This is a genomic window from Bradyrhizobium sp. GW821-FHT13H06 (assembly GCF_058803975.1).
Genome location: NZ_JBXAPN010000012.1, coordinates 161,275 through 178,285, shown reverse-complemented (window position 1 = coordinate 178,285; position 17,011 = coordinate 161,275). Strand labels below are relative to the sequence as shown.

At 64.9% G+C, this 17,011-nt stretch carries 10 protein-coding genes; 4 read left to right on the top strand and 6 right to left on the bottom strand.

All coding sequences use genetic code 11. The features are described from left to right. The first annotated feature begins 40 nt into the window (after window positions 1-40). Together AC1RQP_RS34830 and AC1RQP_RS34825 are read left to right on the top strand one after the other, a co-directional pair. Window positions 41-1,318, top strand: a complete 1,278-nt coding sequence (locus AC1RQP_RS34830; RefSeq protein ID WP_239622268.1) for an acyl-CoA dehydrogenase family protein — start codon at window positions 41-43, stop codon at window positions 1,316-1,318. 148 nt (window positions 1,319-1,466) lie between these two features. Then, window positions 1,467-2,084 carry a flavin reductase family protein gene (locus AC1RQP_RS34825; RefSeq protein ID WP_492941741.1) on the top strand — a complete coding sequence of 206 codons (618 nt, stop codon included), beginning with the start codon at window positions 1,467-1,469 and terminating at the stop codon, window positions 2,082-2,084. A 277-nt stretch (window positions 2,085-2,361) separates the two neighbouring features. On the opposite strand, the gene yghU is transcribed toward AC1RQP_RS34825, so the two are convergent. Beyond that, window positions 2,362-3,237 (bottom strand): glutathione-dependent disulfide-bond oxidoreductase, encoded by an 876-nt coding sequence (yghU, locus tag AC1RQP_RS34820; protein WP_492941739.1) that lies wholly within the window; start codon window positions 3,235-3,237, stop codon window positions 2,362-2,364. A 181-nt stretch (window positions 3,238-3,418) separates the two neighbouring features. Beyond that, the gene (locus AC1RQP_RS34815) at window positions 3,419-5,074 is read right to left on the bottom strand and encodes a flavin-containing monooxygenase (protein ID WP_492941737.1); all 1,656 of its coding nucleotides are present in this window, start codon (window positions 5,072-5,074) and stop codon (window positions 3,419-3,421) included. A gap of 249 nt (window positions 5,075-5,323) precedes the next feature. Here AC1RQP_RS34815 and AC1RQP_RS34810 point away from each other — a divergent pair, with 249 nt between their 5' ends. Both AC1RQP_RS34810 and AC1RQP_RS34805 read left to right on the top strand, forming a co-directional pair. Then, window positions 5,324-6,457: a nitronate monooxygenase gene (locus tag AC1RQP_RS34810; RefSeq protein WP_492941735.1), complete on the top strand. Its 1,134-nt coding sequence runs from the start codon at window positions 5,324-5,326 to the stop codon at window positions 6,455-6,457. Window positions 6,458-6,572: 115 nt separating this feature from the next. Continuing rightward, the gene (locus tag AC1RQP_RS34805) at window positions 6,573-8,087 is read left to right on the top strand and encodes an acetyl-CoA acetyltransferase (protein WP_492941733.1); all 1,515 of its coding nucleotides are present in this window, start codon (window positions 6,573-6,575) and stop codon (window positions 8,085-8,087) included. A gap of 147 nt (window positions 8,088-8,234) precedes the next feature. Here AC1RQP_RS34805 and AC1RQP_RS34800 read toward each other — a convergent pair whose 3' ends face one another. The 4 genes from AC1RQP_RS34800 to AC1RQP_RS34785 form a co-directional block, all read right to left on the bottom strand. Continuing rightward, entirely contained in the window at window positions 8,235-9,431 is a 1,197-nt protein-coding gene (locus AC1RQP_RS34800) for an efflux RND transporter periplasmic adaptor subunit (RefSeq protein WP_492941731.1), read from the bottom strand. After that, window positions 9,418-12,597, bottom strand: a complete 3,180-nt coding sequence (locus AC1RQP_RS34795) for an efflux RND transporter permease subunit (RefSeq protein WP_492941729.1) — start codon at window positions 12,595-12,597, stop codon at window positions 9,418-9,420. The genes AC1RQP_RS34800 and AC1RQP_RS34795 overlap by 14 nt, the downstream gene beginning before the upstream one ends. Window positions 12,598-12,766: 169 nt before the next feature. Then, entirely contained in the window at window positions 12,767-14,461 is a 1,695-nt protein-coding gene (locus AC1RQP_RS34790; RefSeq protein ID WP_492941727.1) for a methyl-accepting chemotaxis protein, read from the bottom strand. A gap of 232 nt (window positions 14,462-14,693) precedes the next feature. After that, the gene (locus AC1RQP_RS34785) at window positions 14,694-16,886 is read right to left on the bottom strand and encodes a methyl-accepting chemotaxis protein (protein ID WP_492941725.1); all 2,193 of its coding nucleotides are present in this window, start codon (window positions 16,884-16,886) and stop codon (window positions 14,694-14,696) included. Between the last annotated feature and the right edge of the window lie 125 nt (window positions 16,887-17,011).

The following is a 17,011-nucleotide window of genomic DNA, read 5'->3' as shown; positions in this document are numbered from 1 at the left end:
TTCTTGCGTTCGGCACAATGCTAGCGCTCCGGGAGGAACAATGACAAAACACGCCTACATTCCCCGCACCACCAACTACACTCTCAATCCCGGCGACGAGCTCAACGACCTCCGGATGTCGGAGCAGGTCCGGCCGCTCTATGACCACGTCAAGAAGTTCATCCGCGATACCGTCGAGCCGATGTCGATCGAGTTTGCCAAGGCGGGCGAAGGCAAGGAGGATCGCTGGAGCTTCACGCCGAAGCAGCTCGAGGTGCTGGAGAAGGCCAAGAACAAGGCCAAGCAGGAAGGTCTCTGGAACTTCTTCCTGCCCGATGACGAGACCGGCCAGGGCCTGAAGAATCTCGACTACGCCTATATCGCGGCCGAACTCGGCAAGAGCCCGCTGGCCTCCGAGACCATGAACTGCTCGGCGCCCGACACCGGCAACATGGAGGTGCTGGAGCGCGTCGGCACCAAGGAGCAGAAGGAGAAGTGGCTGAAGCCGCTGCTCAACGGCGAGATCCGCTCGGCCTATGTCATGACCGAGCCGAACGTCGCCTCCTCCGACGCCAAGAACATCTCGACCACGGCCAAGCTCGTCGGCGACGAATGGGTCATCAACGGCGAGAAATACTACATCTCAGGGGTCGGCGATCCCCGCTGCAAGATCCTGATCGTGATGGTGAAGACCAACCCGGATGCAGCGCCGAGCAAGCAGCAGTCGCAAATCCTGGTGCCGCGCGACACGCCCGGCGTCGAGGTTCTCGGCCCCATGTATGTGTTCGGCCAGGACCACGCCCCGCGCGGCCACATGCACATGCGCTTCAACAATGTGCGGGTGCCGAAGGAGAACATCCTGCTCGGCGAAGGCCGCGGCTTCGAGATCTCGCAGCTCCGCCTCGGACCGGGCCGCATCCATCACTGCATGCGCACGATCGGCAAGGCCGAGAAGGCGCTGGACCTCATGGTGCAGCGTGGCCTGACCCGCGAGGCCTTCGGCAAGAAGATCGCCCATCTCGGCGGCAACATGCAGATCATCGCGCAGGCGCGCTGCGAGATCGAGGCGATGCGGCTGATGGTGCTGAAGGCGGCGAAGGCCATGGACGTGCTCGGCAACAAGGAAGCCCGCGTCTGGGTCTCCATGGTCAAGGCCATGGTGCCGGAGCGCGCCTGCAAGATCATCGACCAGGCGATCCAGATGCACGGCGCCACCGGCATCTCGCACTGGACCCCGCTGGCCGAGATGTATCAGGACGTGCGCCATCTGCGCTTCGCCGACGGTCCCGACGAGGTGCATTGGATGGTGGTCGGCCGCCACGAGCTGAGCATGGCGTAGAGGCTTTGCCTCTGCCCGCGCGGGAAGGGCCGTAGGGCGGGCAAAGGCGCGCACTTCGCGCCGTGCCCACCGTCGCGATCTCGCAAGGAATGGTGGGCACGCTTTCGCTTTGCCCACCCTACGAGAGTCTTTTCCACCAGGAGCCATCATGGACTACGCCGCCAGCGACCTGACGCCACGCGAGCGCTACAAGGTGCTGACCTCCTTCATCTTGCCGCGGCCGATCGCATGGGTGACCTCGCTCGGGCCGACCGGTGTTGTCAACGCCGCCCCGTTCAGCTTCTTCAACGCCTTCTGCGAGGATCCACCGCTCTGCATGTTCGCGGCGAACCGCAAGCCGAACGGCGAGGACAAGGACACGTTCCTCAACATCCAGCGCACCGGCGAGTTCGTGGTCAACCTCGCCGACGAACCGCTGGCAAGAGCGATGCACGAGAGCAGCGGCGATTTTCCGCCCGAGATCGGCGAGCCCGATTATCTCGGCCTGAAGCTGGCGCCATCCACCAGCATCGCGGTGCCGCGGCTGGCCGACACGCCGTGGGCGATGGAGTGCAAGCTCTGGAAGCTGATCGACGTCAACGATGATCGCCGCCTGATCATGGGCGAAGGCATCCACTTTCACATCCGCGACGAGCTCTGGGATCCCGAGGCGATGCGGGTGCACATGGAGCGCTATCACCCGATCGGCCGCATGTTCGCCGACCGCTATTGCCGCACCGATGATCGCGTGGTGTTTCCGGCGGCGGAGGGTGTGAAGAGGAAGTAGCCTCACGCCGCGCACGAAGTGCGCTCCCTCGCCCCGCCTTGCGGCAGGGTTATCGCATATGAGTATTTGGCGCGGGCCTGAGCGCGCGCCTCGACCTTCGAGACGACCGCTTCACGGTCTGGATGAGGCTTCGTGGGATCGGTGCCGGCTGAAATTGCTGCCACGCGCTCGATCCTCATCCTGAGGGCCCGCCAAAGGCGGGCGTCTCGAAGGATGGCCGCAGGGAAAAGCCCTCAATGCGATGGCCTGCCGCAAGTGAGGAGAGGTAAGAAAGCAGCTACGTCGCAGGCGCGAGCTTGTCCTGTGTCCTGGTCTCGAAATCGCTGGCGTCGTGGCGTTCGTGGAGCTGGCTGGCGGGATCGCCGGAGATGCGGTTGACCATGCGGCCGCGCTTCACGGCCGGACGCTTGGCGATCTGGTCGGTCCAGCGCTGCACGTTCTTGTAGTCCTGCACCGAAAGGAATTCGCCGGCGCCATAGACCAGCCCCTTGGCGAGCGCGCCGTACCAGGGCCACACCGCGATGTCGGCGATGGTGTATTCCTTGCCCGCGAGATATTCGTTGTCGGCGAGGCGGCGGTCGAGCACGTCGAGCTGGCGTTTGACTTCCATCGCGAAACGGTCGATGGCGTATTCGATCTTGAACGGCGCGTACGCATAGAAATGGCCGAAGCCGCCGCCGAGATACGGCGCGCTGCCCATCTGCCAGAACAGCCAGGACATCGCCTCGGTGCGTGTCTTGATGTCCTGCGGCAGGAAGGCGCCGAACTTCTCGGCCAAGTAGAACAGGATCGAGCCGGACTCGAACACGCGGATCGGCTCCGGACCGGAGCGATCCATCAGCGCCGGGATTTTCGAGTTCGGATTGATATCGACGAAGCCGCTGCCGAACTGATCGCCGTTGCCGATCTTGATCAGCCAGGCGTCGTATTCAGCGCCCTTGTGGCCGAGCGCCAAGAGCTCCTCCAGCATCACCGTCACCTTCACCCCGTTCGGCGTCGCCAGCGAATAGAGCTGCAAGGGGTGCTTGCCGACCGGCAGTTCCTTCTCGTGGGTGGGGCCGGCGATCGGGCGATTGATGCTGGCGAACTGCCCGCCATTCTCCTTGTTCCAGGTCCAGACCTTGGGCGGCACGTAGGCGGGGGTGTCGGTCATGCGAGGGCTCCGGCGGAAAGATGCGTCTGCATTAATTAGCCCGCGACCGGCCGATGACAAGGCCTCGGAAATGCATTGCCCGGCGGGGCAACTCTACGTTTCGTCATGGCACCCCCTCCCCGACGTCATTCCGGGGCGCCCGGGTTCTCGCTTCCGCGAGCCCCGGAATGACGGGCGTCATCTAGGACGCCGCCGCCTGCGGCTGCTCCCCGTGCCCCATCACAAATCCTTCATATCCCTTCGCAGCGACCTCATCGCAGATCCGCCGGTAGACGCCGACGCCGCCGATATAGGGCATGAAGATGCGCGGCTTGCCGGGGATGTTGGCGCCCATGTACCAGGAATTGGCCTGCGGATAGAGCGTGTCCTGGGCGACCTCGTTGACGTGCGCGACCCATTTCTCCTCGGCCTCCCCGCTCGCCTCGATCGTCGTGAAGCCGCGCATGCGCATGTGGGTCAGGCACTCGGCGATCCAGTCGACATGCTGCTCGATCGACACGATCATGTTCGATAGCACCGACGGGCTGCCCGGCCCGGTGATGATGAAGAGGTTCGGAAAGCCCGCGCTCATCAGGCCGAGAAAGGTCTTGGGGCCTTCCGCCCATTTCTGGTTCAGCGTCTGCCCGCGCCGACCCAGAATGTCGATCCTGGCGACCGAGCCGGTCATGGCGTCGAAGCCGGTCGCCAGCACCAGCGCATCGACCTCGTGGTCCTTCCCGGCAACGCGCACGGCGTTTGCGGTGATCTCCTCGATCGGATTGGTCTTGATATCCAGCAGAGAAACATTGGGCCGGTTGAAGGTCGCGAAATAGTCGGTATCGACGCAGATGCGCTTGGTGCCGATCGGGTGGCTGTTCGGCTGAAGCAGCTTCGCGGTGTCAGGGTCCTTCACGATCTCGGCGACCTTGCCGCGCACGAAATCCGCCGCGGTGTCGTTCGCGGCCCGGTCGAGGCCGAGATTGTTATAGGCATACATGAAGGTGAGCCCGCCGTGCTCCCAGCGCGCCGAATACTTGGCGCGCCTGACGTCGTCATTGTCATCGAGAGCGCCACGATCCGGCTGCTCGGTATAGATGCCATTGCGGGCGACCTCGCGTGCGAAGCGACGGATCTCCGGATAGTTCTTGCGGAACGCGCTGCGTTCCTCATGCGTGAGCGCGGCGTTGCGGGCGGGAACGGAGAAATTCGCGGTGCGCTGGAACACCGTGAGATGTCTCGCCTGCTCGGCGATGACGGGAGCCGACTGGATACCTGATGATCCCGTACCGATCAGGCCAACGCGCAGGCCCGTGAAGTCGACCTCTTCATGCGGCCAGTTGCCGGTGTGGTAGACGGGCCCTTTGAAATTCTCCAGGCCCTTGATGTCCGGCTTGCGCGCGTTCGAGAGACAACCTGTGGCGAGCACGACGAATTTGGCTTCGACCGTCTTGCCGTCCGAGGTCGTCACCGACCAGCATGTCGCGCGCTCGTCGAACGCGGCGCGCTCGACGCGCGTGTTGAACTGGATGTCGCGGCGCAGATCAAAGCGGTCGGCGACGTGGTTGGCATATTTCAGGATCTCTGGCTGCGGCGCGTAGCGTTCGCTCCAGTCCCATTCCTGCTGCAGCTCTTCGGAGAACGAGTAGGAATATTGCATGCTCTCGACGTCGCAGCGCGCACCGGGATAGCGGTTCCAGTACCAGGTGCCGCCGACGCCGCCGCCCTGCTCGTAGACGCGTGCGGAGAAGCCGAGACCGCGCAGCCGGTGCAGCATGTATAGGCCGGCAAAGCCGGCGCCGACGACGACCACGTCGTAAGCCTCGGCGGCGCGAGCCGGGTTCGATTGCGCTGACGACATTGGCGCTCCCTGATTTTTCTGTTGTTGCGCGCCAGCATTTGCTGCCGCTCTCGAAAGCGCAAGAGGCAAATCGGGCGACTCTGGGCCGCTTATTTTGTACAGCGGAATGGCTCATCCACGTCGTGGCGCCTGCACGCAAGATGCGCCACCAAATCCGGCTTGGCATCGCGGATGGCGATGGGCTAGCGTCGAGCGCCTGCGCAAGCAAAGCAACAACAGCAACGCGAAGGCTGCTGCCGGGAGAGGGCCATGAAATCGCCGATCTGCGACATGCTGGGCATCGAGTTCCCGCTGCTCGCCTTCAGCCATTGCCGCGACGTCGTTGCCGCCGTCAGCCGCGCCGGCGGCTTCGGCGTGCTGGGCGCGACCGTGCACACGCCTGAGACGCTCGAACGCGAGCTGGCATGGATCGATGCGCATGTCGACGGCAAGCCCTACGGCATCGACGTGCTGATCCCCGAGAATATCTCGACCGCGGGCGAGAAGGACGTCACCTGGAAGAGCCTGGAAGCGCGGGTACCGCAAGAGCATCGCAACTATACGCGCGATCTCCTGAAGAAGTACGACATCGAACTGACCACCACCGAGGTCGCGGACGACCAGCCGCAGCCGTTCGATGCGAAGACGGCGCTTGAGCTGCTCGAAGTCTCTTTTCGTCATCCGATCCGCCTGATCGCCAATGCGCTGGGCGTGCCGCCGAAGGCGATGATCGAGATGGGCAGGAAACACGGCGTCCCCGTTGCGGCACTGGTCGGCGCCAAGGAGCACGCGCTGCGTCAGGTCGCAGCCGGCGTCGACATTCTCGTGGTGCAGGGCACCGAGGCCGGCGGCCATTGCGGCGAGGTCTCGACCATGGTGCTGGTGCCGGAGGTGATCAAGGCGATCAAGAAGATCCGCGATGTGCCGGTGCTGGCGGCCGGCGGCATCATGACGGGACGGCAGATGGCCGCCTGCATGGCGATGGGCGCGGCCGGCGCCTGGACCGGCTCGGTGTGGCTTGCGACCGTCGAGGCGGAGACCACGGAGATCTTTCGCAAGAAGATGATCGCGGCCTCCTCGCGCGACGCCGTGCGCTCGAAGGGTCGCACCGGCAAGCCGGCCCGGCAGCTCCGCTCGGTCTGGACGGATGCCTGGGACCGAGCGCCGGAGAGCCCCGGCGCGCTGCCGATGCCGCTACAAAGCATCATCAGCCGCGACGCCTTCCATTCGATCGACCGCGCGGCGGCGAGCGGGAATGCGAGGGCGCGCGATCTCGTGAGTTACTTCGTCGGCCAAGGTGTCGGCCTGGTCGACAGCGTGAAATCGGCAGGCGCGGTGGTGCAGGAGTTCAAGGAAGAGTTTGCCGAAGCCGTCGAGCACATGAATGCGCTGGTGGCGGAGTGATTGCTACACCGTCATTGCGAGCGAAGCGAAACAATCCAGACTGTCGCCCCGGAAGAATCCTGGATTGCTTCGCGTCGCTTGCAATGACGAAACAACTGACATCGTGAATTGAAGCATGAAATACAACAACATCCCCGAAGACCGCATCCCCGTCATCGTCGGCATCGGCGAGATCGTCGACCGCCCCAAGGAGATCACCGAGGGCCTCGAGCCGCTCGATCTGCTCGAACAGGCGCTCCGGCGCGCCGAGGCCGATGCGGGCGCGAAGCTGCTCGGCGAGGTGCAGTCGCTCGACGTCGTCAATTTCCTGAGCTGGCGCTATCGCGATCCGGAGAAGCTTCTGGCGCAACGGCTCGGGATCGCGCCCGCGCATTGCTATTACGGCCCGGTCGGCGGCGAGAGCCCGATCCGCTACATCCACGAGGCGGCAAAGCGCATCGCGCGCGGCGAGTGCAGCGTCGCGGCAGTCTGCGGGGCGGAGGCGCAATCGACCGCGACCAAGGCGGAACGTGCGAGCATCAGGCTGCCATGGACCCCGTTCGCGCATGACGTCGAGGAACCCAAGCGCGGCGCGGCGTTCCAGAAGCCGCTGGCGGTCAAGCTCGGCGTGTTCCGTCCCGTCACGGTCTATCCGTTCTATGAGGCGGCCTCCTCCGCGCATTGGGGCCAGACGCCGCGCGAGGCGATGGCTGAGTCCGGTGTGCTGTGGTCGCGTTATTCGGAAGCCGCCGCGCAAAATCCGAATGCCTGGCTCAAGCGGCGCTATGCGCCCGAGGAGATCACGACACCGACCGCCGACAACCGCCTGATCGCCTGGCCCTACAAAAAGCTCATGGTTGCCAACCCGAGCGTCAACATGGGCGGCGCCCTGCTGCTCACCAGCCTTGCCAAGGCGCGCGCGGCCGGGATTCCCGAGGACAGGCTGGTCTACCCGCTCGGCGGCGCCTCGGCCGAAGAACCGCGTGATTATCTCCTGCGCGACCAGTTCTACGAAAGCCATCCGCAGAACGCGGTGCTGAACGCCGTGATGAACCTCGCCGGCGGCGACGGCAGAAAGTTCGATGCGATCGAGCTCTATAGCTGCTTCCCCTGCGTGCCCAAGATGGCGCGGCGGACGCTTGGCTTGGGCGCGGACGTGCACCCGACCGTGACCGGCGGGCTCACCTTCTTCGGGGCGCCGCTCAACACCTACATGACGCATGCAGCCTGCGCGATGGTGCGGCGCTTGCGCAGCGGCGCCGGGCTCGGCCTGCTCTACGGCCAGGGCGGCTTCGTCACCAAGCACCACGCGCTGGTGGTCTCGAAGACGCCGCCGCGCGAGGCGCTGGCGCAGGAGACGAGCGTGCAGGCCGAGGCCGACCGCAACAAGCGCGCGGTGCCGGAGTTCGTCACCGAGGCCGGAGGCAAAGGCAAGGTCGAGAGCTTTACGGTGCTCTATGGCCGCGGCGGCGATGTCGAGCACGGCGTGGTGATGCTGCGCACGGATGATGACCGCCGCACGCTGGCGCGGATTCCGGCGATCGACGGCGCGACGCTGGCGCACCTCCTCAACATGGATCGCACGCCGGTCGGCTCAATCGGCGAGATCGCGATGGCCGCGGATGGCGTGCCGGAGTGGCGGGTGGCGTAAGCTCTCGTGTCCCGGACGCGGTGCGGCATGTAATGCCGCTCCGCAGAGCCGGGGCCCAGAAAGCCACACGGTACAGCGAGGAGAGAGGGGCCCCGGCTCTGCAACGCATCACTTCGTGCTGCGCTGCGTCCGGGGCACGAGACCGCCCTAGCTCCTCGGCGCTTGCTTCTCGGACGCCGTTGCAGGCTTGGCCTTGGCCCCGACGACGCGGACCGCGTCGCCATCCGACAGACCATCCGGCGGGGCGGTGATGACACGATCGTCCGCTGCGACGCCCGACGCGAGCTCGATTTCGCGTCCGAGATCGCGCGCGATGGTGACCGGCTTGAACAGCACCTTCTCGTCCGCACCGACCGTTGCAACGCGCAGGCCGCTGCCGTTGAAGATCAGGGCGCTGGCGGGGATGCTGAGCGGCGCGGAGTCACGCTGGAGGCTGAGCTTCACGCTGGCATAGCCGCCGGGCATCAACTCGCCTCTGGAATTGTCGAGCCCGAGCTGCATGCGCGTGGTGCCGGAGGCGACATCGACGGCCTGCGATGAAGCCTCCACCGTCGCCTGAAAGGTCCGGTTGGGATATTCCGGCAGCGTGATGATCGCCTTGGCCCCGATCTTGATCGCCGGCACGTAGTTCTGGGGCACGTTGACGTAGACGCGCAGCTTGGTGATGTCCGAGATCACGAACATCGCCGGGCCCGAGCCGCCGCCGGCATTGATGAGCGCGCCGACGTCGGTGTCGCGCGCGGTAACGACGCCGTCGAACGGCGCGGTGATCTTCTTGTAGCCGGCGAGCGCTTCCAGGCGCTCGACATTGGCCTGCCCCGAATTGACGGCCGCCTTCTTGTTGGAGAGGTCGGCGGTGCGCTCGTCGATCTCCTGCGCCGAGACGAAGTTGGAGGCGACCAGCGTCTTGCGCCGGTTCAGCGTTGCCTCCGACAGCCTGGCGCTGGCCTGCTGGCTGGCGAGGTCGGCGCGGGCTTGCAGCAACTGCTGATCGAGGTCGGGCGCCTCGATCTCGGCAATCACCTGGCCGGCCTTGACGCGCGCGCCGATGTCGGCGCTCCAGCTCTTCAAATAGCCCGACACGCGCGCGAAGATCGGAGCCCGGTAGTAGGCTTCCAGCCGGCCCGGCAGCTCGATGGTGGCATTGAGGTCCTTGGCATTGGGCAGCGTCACCGCCACGCTGGGAACGGCCTGGTCGTCGGTCCATTCCTTCAGCTTGGAGCCCTGCTCCTCGCGGGCACGGATGCCGGTGCCCACGACGAGGCCTGCCGCAATCAGCGCCACCACGCCGAAGATGCCCAGTTTCCGGTGCGACACCGGGGAGCGGGGTTCAGTGGGCGACATGCGGAGTCTCCAATGAGGCGGCGGCTTCGGCGCCTTGTTTCTTGTGAACCATGCTGAACACCACGGGAACAAACATCAGCGTGGCGAAGGTTGCAAAGATCAGGCCGCCGATCACGGCCCGGCCGAGCGGTGCATTCTGCTCGCCGCCCTCACCCAACCCGAGCGCCATCGGCGCCATGCCGATGATCATGGCGAGCGCGGTCATCAGCACCGGGCGGAACCGGACAAAGCCGGCTTCGAGCGCGGCGGCGATGGGATCGCCGAGCTCCTCGTAGCGCTCGCGGGCAAAGGAGATCACGAGCACACTGTTGGCGGTGGCAACGCCCATGCACATGATGGCGCCGGTGAGCGCCGGCACCGACAGCGTGGTCTCGGTCATGAACAGCATCCAGACGATGCCGGCGAGCGCGGCCGGCAGCGCTGTGATGATCACGAACGGGTCGGACCAGGACTGGAAGTTCACGACGATCAGGAAGTAGATCAGCACGACGGCCCCGAGCAGGCCGAACAGGAGGCCGGTGAAGGCGCTGTTCATGGTCTGGACCTGGCCGAGCAGCACCACGGAAGATCCCTTCGGCACCTCCCTGGCGGTGTCGGCGATCAGCTGGCGGATGTCGGCCGCAACCGCGCCGAGATCGCGGCCCGAGGTCGTGGCAAATATCTGCACCATGGACTGGATGTCGTATTGCGAGACCACCGCGCTCGACGTGGAGCGCGTGATGTCGGCGATGCCGCCGAGGATCGGCGACTGCGCATTGCTGGCCGCGGTGATCGGCAGGGTCTGCAGCGCACTGAGCGAGTCGATCTGGTATTGCGGCGTCTGCATCACGATCGAGTAGGACACGCCGTTGTCGGGATTGAGATAGTAGGTCGGCGCCACCTGCGAGGAGCCGGCGAGATTGACCACGAGGCTGTTGGTGACGTCGCGCTCGGTCAGGCCGACATATTGCGCGCGGGTGCGGTCGACATCGATGTTGAAGGTCGGGTTGTTCGGCGACTGCTGGATGCGCGCATCGGCAACGCCGGGAATCTTGCGGACCTTCGCCAGCAGGTTGTTGGCATAAGCGAAATTCGCACTGACATTGGCGCCGCGGATTTGCAGGTCGATCGGCGCCGGCGCGCCGAAATTCAGGATCTGGCTGACGATGTCGGCCGGCAGGAACGCAAAGCTCACGCCGGGGAACAGGCGCGGCAATTGCTCGCGCAGCATGCGGACATGCTCTTCGGTCGGCTTGTGGCCTTCCTTCAGCTTGATCTGAATGTCGCCGTCCTGCGGGCCGATCACACCGGTGTTGTTGTAGGTCATGTTGATGCCGGAGATCGGCATGCCGATATTGTCGGTCATGGTCTCGATCTCGCCCGGAATCAGCTTGCGCACTGCCTTCTGCACGTCGGCGAGCTGGTTCGCGGTCTCCTCGACGCGGGTGCCGACCTGGGTGCGGACATGCATCAGGATGTTGCCGGCATCGACGGCTGGGAAGAAGTTGCGGCCGAGGAACGGCACCAGCCCGAAGGACACGCCGACGATGCAGATGAAACCGATGACGAACACCGCCCGGTGCACCAGCGCCAGGCCAAGGAGGCCGCGATAACCACCGCGGATGCGCTCGAACCGCGCCTCGAAGCCGCGCTGGAACCAGACTAGCGGATTGCGCGACTTCGGCGGCCCGCCCTCGTGATGGACATGCGCCTTGAGCAGATAGTTCGCCATCGTCGGCACCAGCGTGCGCGACAGGATGAACGACCAGATCATCGCGAACATCACGGCTTCCGCCATCGGCACGAACAGGAAGCGCGCGACGCCAGTGAGGAAGAACATCGGCACGAACACGATGCAGATGCACAGCAGCGAAACGAAGGCCGGCGTCACGATCTGGTTGGCGCCGTCGAGGATGGACTGCTCGACTGGCTTGCCCTGCTCCAGATGGTAGTTGATGTTCTCGATCGTGACCGTGGCGTCGTCGACGAGGATGCCGACCGCGAGCGCGAGGCCGCCGAGCGTCATGATGTTCAGCGTCTCGCCGATCGCCGACAGCATGATGATGGCGCCCAGCACCGACAGCGGGATCGAGACCGCGATGATGATGGTCGAGCGCCAGCTGCCGAGGAACAGCAGGATCATGACGCTGGTGAGCAGCGCCGCGATCACACCCTCGAAGGCGACCCCCTGGATCGCGCCGCGGACGAACACCGACTGATCACCGATGAAGCCGATCTTCAGTGCGTCGGGCAGCTGATCCTTGACGTCGATCACCTTCTGCTTGATGCCGGCGATGATATCGAGCGTCGAGGTCGCGCCCGCCTTCAGCACCATCATCAGCACCGAGCGGTTGCCGTCGACATGAACGATGTTGGTCTGCGGCGGATTGCCGTCCCGCACGGTGGCGACGTCGCGCACATAGACCATGGCGCCGTTGACGGTCTTGATCGGCAGATTGCCGAGTTCCTCGATCCGGAGCGGCGAGTTGTTGAGCTGGATGTTGTACTCGAACTGGCCGATCTTCTGGGTGCCGACCGGTGTGATCAGGTTCTGGGCGGCCAGCGCATTGGCGACGTCCTGGCCCGAGAGGCCGCGGGCCTGGAGCGCGGTAGGATTGAGATCGATCTGGACCTGGCGCTGCTTGCCGCCGAACGGATAGGGAATCGCCGCGCCCGGCACCGTGACCAAGGGCGTACGAAGCTGGTTGATGCCGATATCGGCGAGATTCTGCTCGGTGAGCCCGTCGCCCGACAGCGCCACCTGAATGATCGGCACGGTGGACGCCGAGTAGTTCAGGATCAAGGGTGGCGTCGCGCCCGGCGGCATCTGCTTGAGCAGCGTCTGCGAGATCGCGGTGACCTGCGCGTTGGCGGTGCGGATGTCGACGTTGGGCTGGAAGAAGATCTTGATGATGCCAAAGCCGTTGTAGGAATTGGCGACGATATGCTCGATGTCGTTGACCGTGGTCGTCAGCGCGCGCTGGAACGGCGTGGTGATGCGGCCGGACATCTGGTCCGGCGGCAGGCCTGTGTACTGCCAGACCACGCCGATGACGGGAATACGGATATCCGGGAAGATGTCGGTCGGGGTTCGCAGCGCCGCGAGCGGTCCGATAATCAGCAGCAGCAGCGCCAGTACGACGAATGTATAAGGCCGGCTCAGGGCAATACGGACCAGAGCAATCATGCGCCAGGCAATTCCAGGTCAAGCGAGGATATGGAATCCGCCCCCACGGCGATCCCCTTCCCCCTTTACCTGAGCACCGCCGGAAACGCTAATCCCCGGCGGCTATCCCGCATTCACTTCCCTGCTACCGCACTGCGAAACCGACATCGCAGCCATGCGGCCGCGCGCCTCAGGCGGCGCGGACCGAGTTCAGGAACTTGCCGACCTCGAGCTTGAGGCGGTTGGAGTCGCGCGACAGCATCTGCGCCGCAGTCAGCACCTGCGACGACGCGGAACCGGTCTCGGAGGCGCCGCGCTGGACGTCGCCGACATTGGACGACACCTGCTGCGTTCCCCTGGCCGCCTCCTGAACATTGCGGGCGATCTCCTGGGTTGCGGCGCCCTGCTGCTCCACGGCCGCGGCGATCGCCGAGGCGATCTCCGACAGACGCGCGATGGTGCCGCTGATCTCGCCGATGGCGCCGACGGAATCCTGCGTCGCCGCCTGGATGCCGCCGATCTGCTGGCCGATCTCGCCGGTGGCTTTGGCCGTCTGCTCGGCCAGCGCCTTGACCTCGGAGGCCACCACCGCGAAGCCGCGACCGGCCTCGCCCGCCCGCGCCGCCTCGATCGTGGCATTGAGCGCCAGCAGGTTGGTCTGGCCGGCAATCGCGTTGATGAGCTCGACGACGTCGCCGATCCGCGATGCAGCCCGCGACAATTCGCTGACACGTTCGGTGGTCGCGTGGGCCTGACTGACCGCCTCGCTCGCGATCCGGGAGGAATCCTGCACCTGCCGGCCGATCTCGCGCACCGAGGACGACATCTCTTCGGCGGCCGAGGCCACCGAATGGACATTGGTCGACGCGGCTTCCGAGCCGGTTGCGACCGCCGTCGCCAATTCCTGCGCCCGGCCCGCGGTCGAGGACAGCGTCGAGGCCGAGGCCTCGAGCTCGGTTGCCGCCGACGACACGGTCTCGATGATCTCGCCGATCGCGGCCTCGAAGCCGCTGGCGAGCTTGGTCATGTCGTCCTTGCGTTGCGCCTCGGCACGGCGCTGCACCGCCTGCACCTCGTCGCGGCTGAAGCGGATGATGGTCTGCACGGTCTGAAGGTTGCGCAGCGCCTCGCCGATCTCGTCGTCGCGCTCGATCACGATGCGGTTGTCGAACTTGTCCTGCACGAGGTTGATCAAAGTGTCATTGAGCTGCCGCATCGGCCCCTGGATCGCTCGCATGGTTGCAAGGCCGGTGAAGCCGACGGTGGCGGCGCCGACGACAGCCAGCAGCGACAGGATCAGGCCGGCGGAACCGCCGGTGGAGAGGGCACCGCCGATGCCGAGTGCAAGCATGAACAGCGCCTGGAGCACCATCGCCGTGACCAGGCGCGCCTTCAGCGTCCCGGTGAAAATGCTGAAGCGGTCGAGCAGCGAGCGGCGACGGATGATACCGGCGTCGATGCGATAGCCGTGGGGCTTCTTCTCGCGGATTGCAGCGTAGACCTCCTCGGCGAGCTTGCGCTGGTCGGCCGGCAGCCTGGTGCGGATCGAGGTGTAGCCCTTGACCTGACCGTTCTCGCGGATCGGTGAGGCCGTCGCCAGCACCCAGTAGAAGTCGCCGTTCTTGCGGCGGTTCTTCACTGCGCCGAGCCAGGGCTTGCCGGCCTTCAGCGTGTCCCAGAGATTGTCGAACGCCTCCGGCGGCATGTCGGGGTGGCGGACGATGTTGTGCGGCTGGCCCATGAGTTCCGCCGACGTGAAGCCGGCAGCGGCAATGAAATCCTCATTGAAGTAGGTGAGCTTGCCCTTGAGATCGGTTCGCGAAACGATCAGCGTCTCGTCACTGACGGGATATTCGACGGCCGAGACCGGAAAATTCTTGCGCATCGGATCCCCCAAAAAGACCGGTTCAGCGTGAAATCATTCCAATGGGAACCTCGCCCCTTGCTGGGCCGCCCTCGCCCAACATTCGTAAATCCGGTTTAACCGTCCATGAAACGGCGCGCCCGTAAGATTACTGGGAAAGCCTCGGACGCTTCCTTCAAACGACATCATGCGACCGAAAAAAAATGAGCGGCGCTTACAGCGCCGCTCATGGGTTTGATGGATGGACCGCGCTTTACGCTGCGCGCACATTGGTCAGGAACTTGCTGACCTCGGCCTTGAGCCGGTTCGAGTCGTTCGACAACATCTGCGCCGCCGACAGCACCTGTGAGGAAGCCGTGCCGGTCTCGGTCGCGCCGCGCTGCACGTCGGTGATGTTCGACGACACCTGCTGCGTGCCCTGCGCGGCCTGCTGCACGTTGCGGGCGATTTCCTGCGTCGCCGCGCCCTGCTCCTCCACCGCCGCCGCGATCGCCGACGAGATCTCCGACAGACGCTCGATGGTCGAGGAGATCTCCTTGATGGCGCCGACCGAGTCGTTGGTCGCGGCCTGGATGCCGGAAATCTGCTGGCCTATCTCGCCGGTCGCCTTCGCGGTCTGCTCGGCGAGCGCCTTCACCTCGGAAGCGACCACGGCGAAGCCGCGGCCGGCTTCACCGGCACGTGCGGCTTCGATGGTGGCATTCAGCGCGAGCAGATTGGTCTGGCCGGCGATGGTGTTGATCAGCTCGACGACGTCGCCGATGCGCGAGGCGGCCTTGGAGAGCTCGCTGACGCGCTCGGTGGTGGCGCGGGCCTGGCCGACGGCATCGCCCGCCATCCGCGCCGATTCCTGCACCTGGCGGCTGATCTCGCCGACCGACGAAGCCATCTCCTCCGTCGCCGAGGCGACCGATTGCACGTTGCCGGACGCCTGGTCGGATGCGGCGGCCACGACGGAGGCGAGCTGTTGCGCCCGCTCGGCGGTTGAGCTCAGCGACGCGGCCGAACTTTCCAGCGCACCGGACGCGGCGGACACCGTCTCCACAATAGCGCCCGCGGAGGCTTCGAAACTGTCGGCGAGCTCGTTCATCGTGCGCTTGCGCTCGCGGTCGGCGACCGCCTGGTCTTGGGCGCGCTGCTCGATGCTGCATTTGAGGTCGCCTTGCATCGAGCTCAGCGACGCTGCGAGCCTGCCGACCTCGTCGGCCTGCTCAATTTCGAGTCGCTGATTGAAATCGCCCTTGGCGATGCCGTCGGCGAAATTGGCGCAATCCTGGATCGGCCGCGCGATCTCGCGTGCGGCGAATGAGATCAGGAAGATCGCCATCAGCACGATGACGAGGCCGACACCAAGCTGCCAGAACGTGCTGGACGTCGCACGGGCGCTGAGAGAGGCATCCAGTTGTCGTGCCGACGCCAGCACCACCTCGCGCGGGATCGAGATCAGGACCGACCACGCATTTTCGGTGAGCCCGAAGCGCATGGGCGCGTAGATGTCGATGTTGGCGAACTTGGGATCGTCCTGCACCGTGCTCTTGCCCGCCTTCACGATGGCGAAGCTTTCGCTCCAGCGCGGATCGGCCGCCGAGGCATTCTTGCCGATCACGTCCTGGTTGGCGCTGTTGGCGACGATCAGGCCGGTGTCGTTGAGGATCGCGACCTTGCCCTTGCCTTCGAACAGCGAGTTGTTGAGCTTGACGGCGAGCTTCTGCACGAAGTCGAGGTTGTAGTCGGCGCCGGCAACGCCGCGGAATCTGCCACCGATCATGACCGGCACCGACATAGTCGCCAGGAAGACCGACTTTCCCTGCACGATATAGGGCAGTGGGCCGAGGATGTTCTCCTTACCCGTCATGTTCGGATTGATGTACCAGGCCCCCTTCACGAGGCCGTTCGTGTGCCGTTCGCTGCTGTCATATTCGACGAGTGGCTGAACCGCGATGTCGCCGTTGGCGTTCCGTGTCCAATAGGGCAGGAAGCGGCCGGTGTTGTCCGATCCCATCTCCTTGCGTCCCTTGAACGCTGCATCGTCGCCATCGAGCGCACCGGGCTCCCAGGCCGAGTAAGTGCCGTTGAAGGCGGGGTTGAGCTCGAGCACGTGGCGAAGCAGCGCGTTGAACTGGGCGCGCCGGGCCGCAATCGGGGTGCCGGTCTTGTCGTCCGCCAGCGTCTCGAACGCATGCGCGATCGTACGCGCCGCGTCAAATCCGACCTCCAGCTCGGCCTTGATGGCGTTGGCTTCGTTGGAGGCGCGATTCATCAGGCTCTCCTTTGTCTGCTGGTCGACCAGCTGCATGACCTCGCGGGTCACGTACTGGTTCATGCTCTGCGTGGAGAAGAGACCGTAGCCGATCAGGACGACACACGTGACCGCGAGGCAAACGCCAGCGATCAGAGCGATTTTCAATTGGATGGAACGAATGGCGGCAAAGGAAAGCAGCTTCACGATGGAGTCTCCGAAACAACTGCGGAGAAAGCTAAAGTTCCCTCAGTTCGAAACCCGTAAAGATTTGGAACCGTAGAACCCACGTGAAGAATATGTCAGTGTCGGCACTTGCCTAAGAGGCAAAG

Excerpts from the sequence above, each read along its gene's own strand:
- AC1RQP_RS34815 (WP_492941737.1), bottom strand. The coding sequence starts at position 5,074 with ATGTCGTCAGCGCAATCGAACCCGGCTCGCGCCGCCGAGGCTTACGAC.
- AC1RQP_RS34805 (WP_492941733.1), top strand. The coding sequence starts at position 6,573 with ATGAAATACAACAACATCCCCGAAGACCGCATCCCCGTCATCGTCGGC.
- AC1RQP_RS34830 (WP_239622268.1), top strand. The coding sequence starts at position 41 with ATGACAAAACACGCCTACATTCCCCGCACCACCAACTACACTCTCAAT.
- AC1RQP_RS34795 (WP_492941729.1), bottom strand. The coding sequence starts at position 12,597 with ATGATTGCTCTGGTCCGTATTGCCCTGAGCCGGCCTTATACATTCGTC.
- AC1RQP_RS34810 (WP_492941735.1), top strand. The coding sequence starts at position 5,324 with ATGAAATCGCCGATCTGCGACATGCTGGGCATCGAGTTCCCGCTGCTC.
- AC1RQP_RS34790 (WP_492941727.1), bottom strand. The coding sequence starts at position 14,461 with ATGCGCAAGAATTTTCCGGTCTCGGCCGTCGAATATCCCGTCAGTGAC.
- AC1RQP_RS34825 (WP_492941741.1), top strand. The coding sequence starts at position 1,467 with ATGGACTACGCCGCCAGCGACCTGACGCCACGCGAGCGCTACAAGGTG.
- AC1RQP_RS34800 (WP_492941731.1), bottom strand. The coding sequence starts at position 9,431 with ATGTCGCCCACTGAACCCCGCTCCCCGGTGTCGCACCGGAAACTGGGC.
- yghU (WP_492941739.1), bottom strand. The coding sequence starts at position 3,237 with ATGACCGACACCCCCGCCTACGTGCCGCCCAAGGTCTGGACCTGGAAC.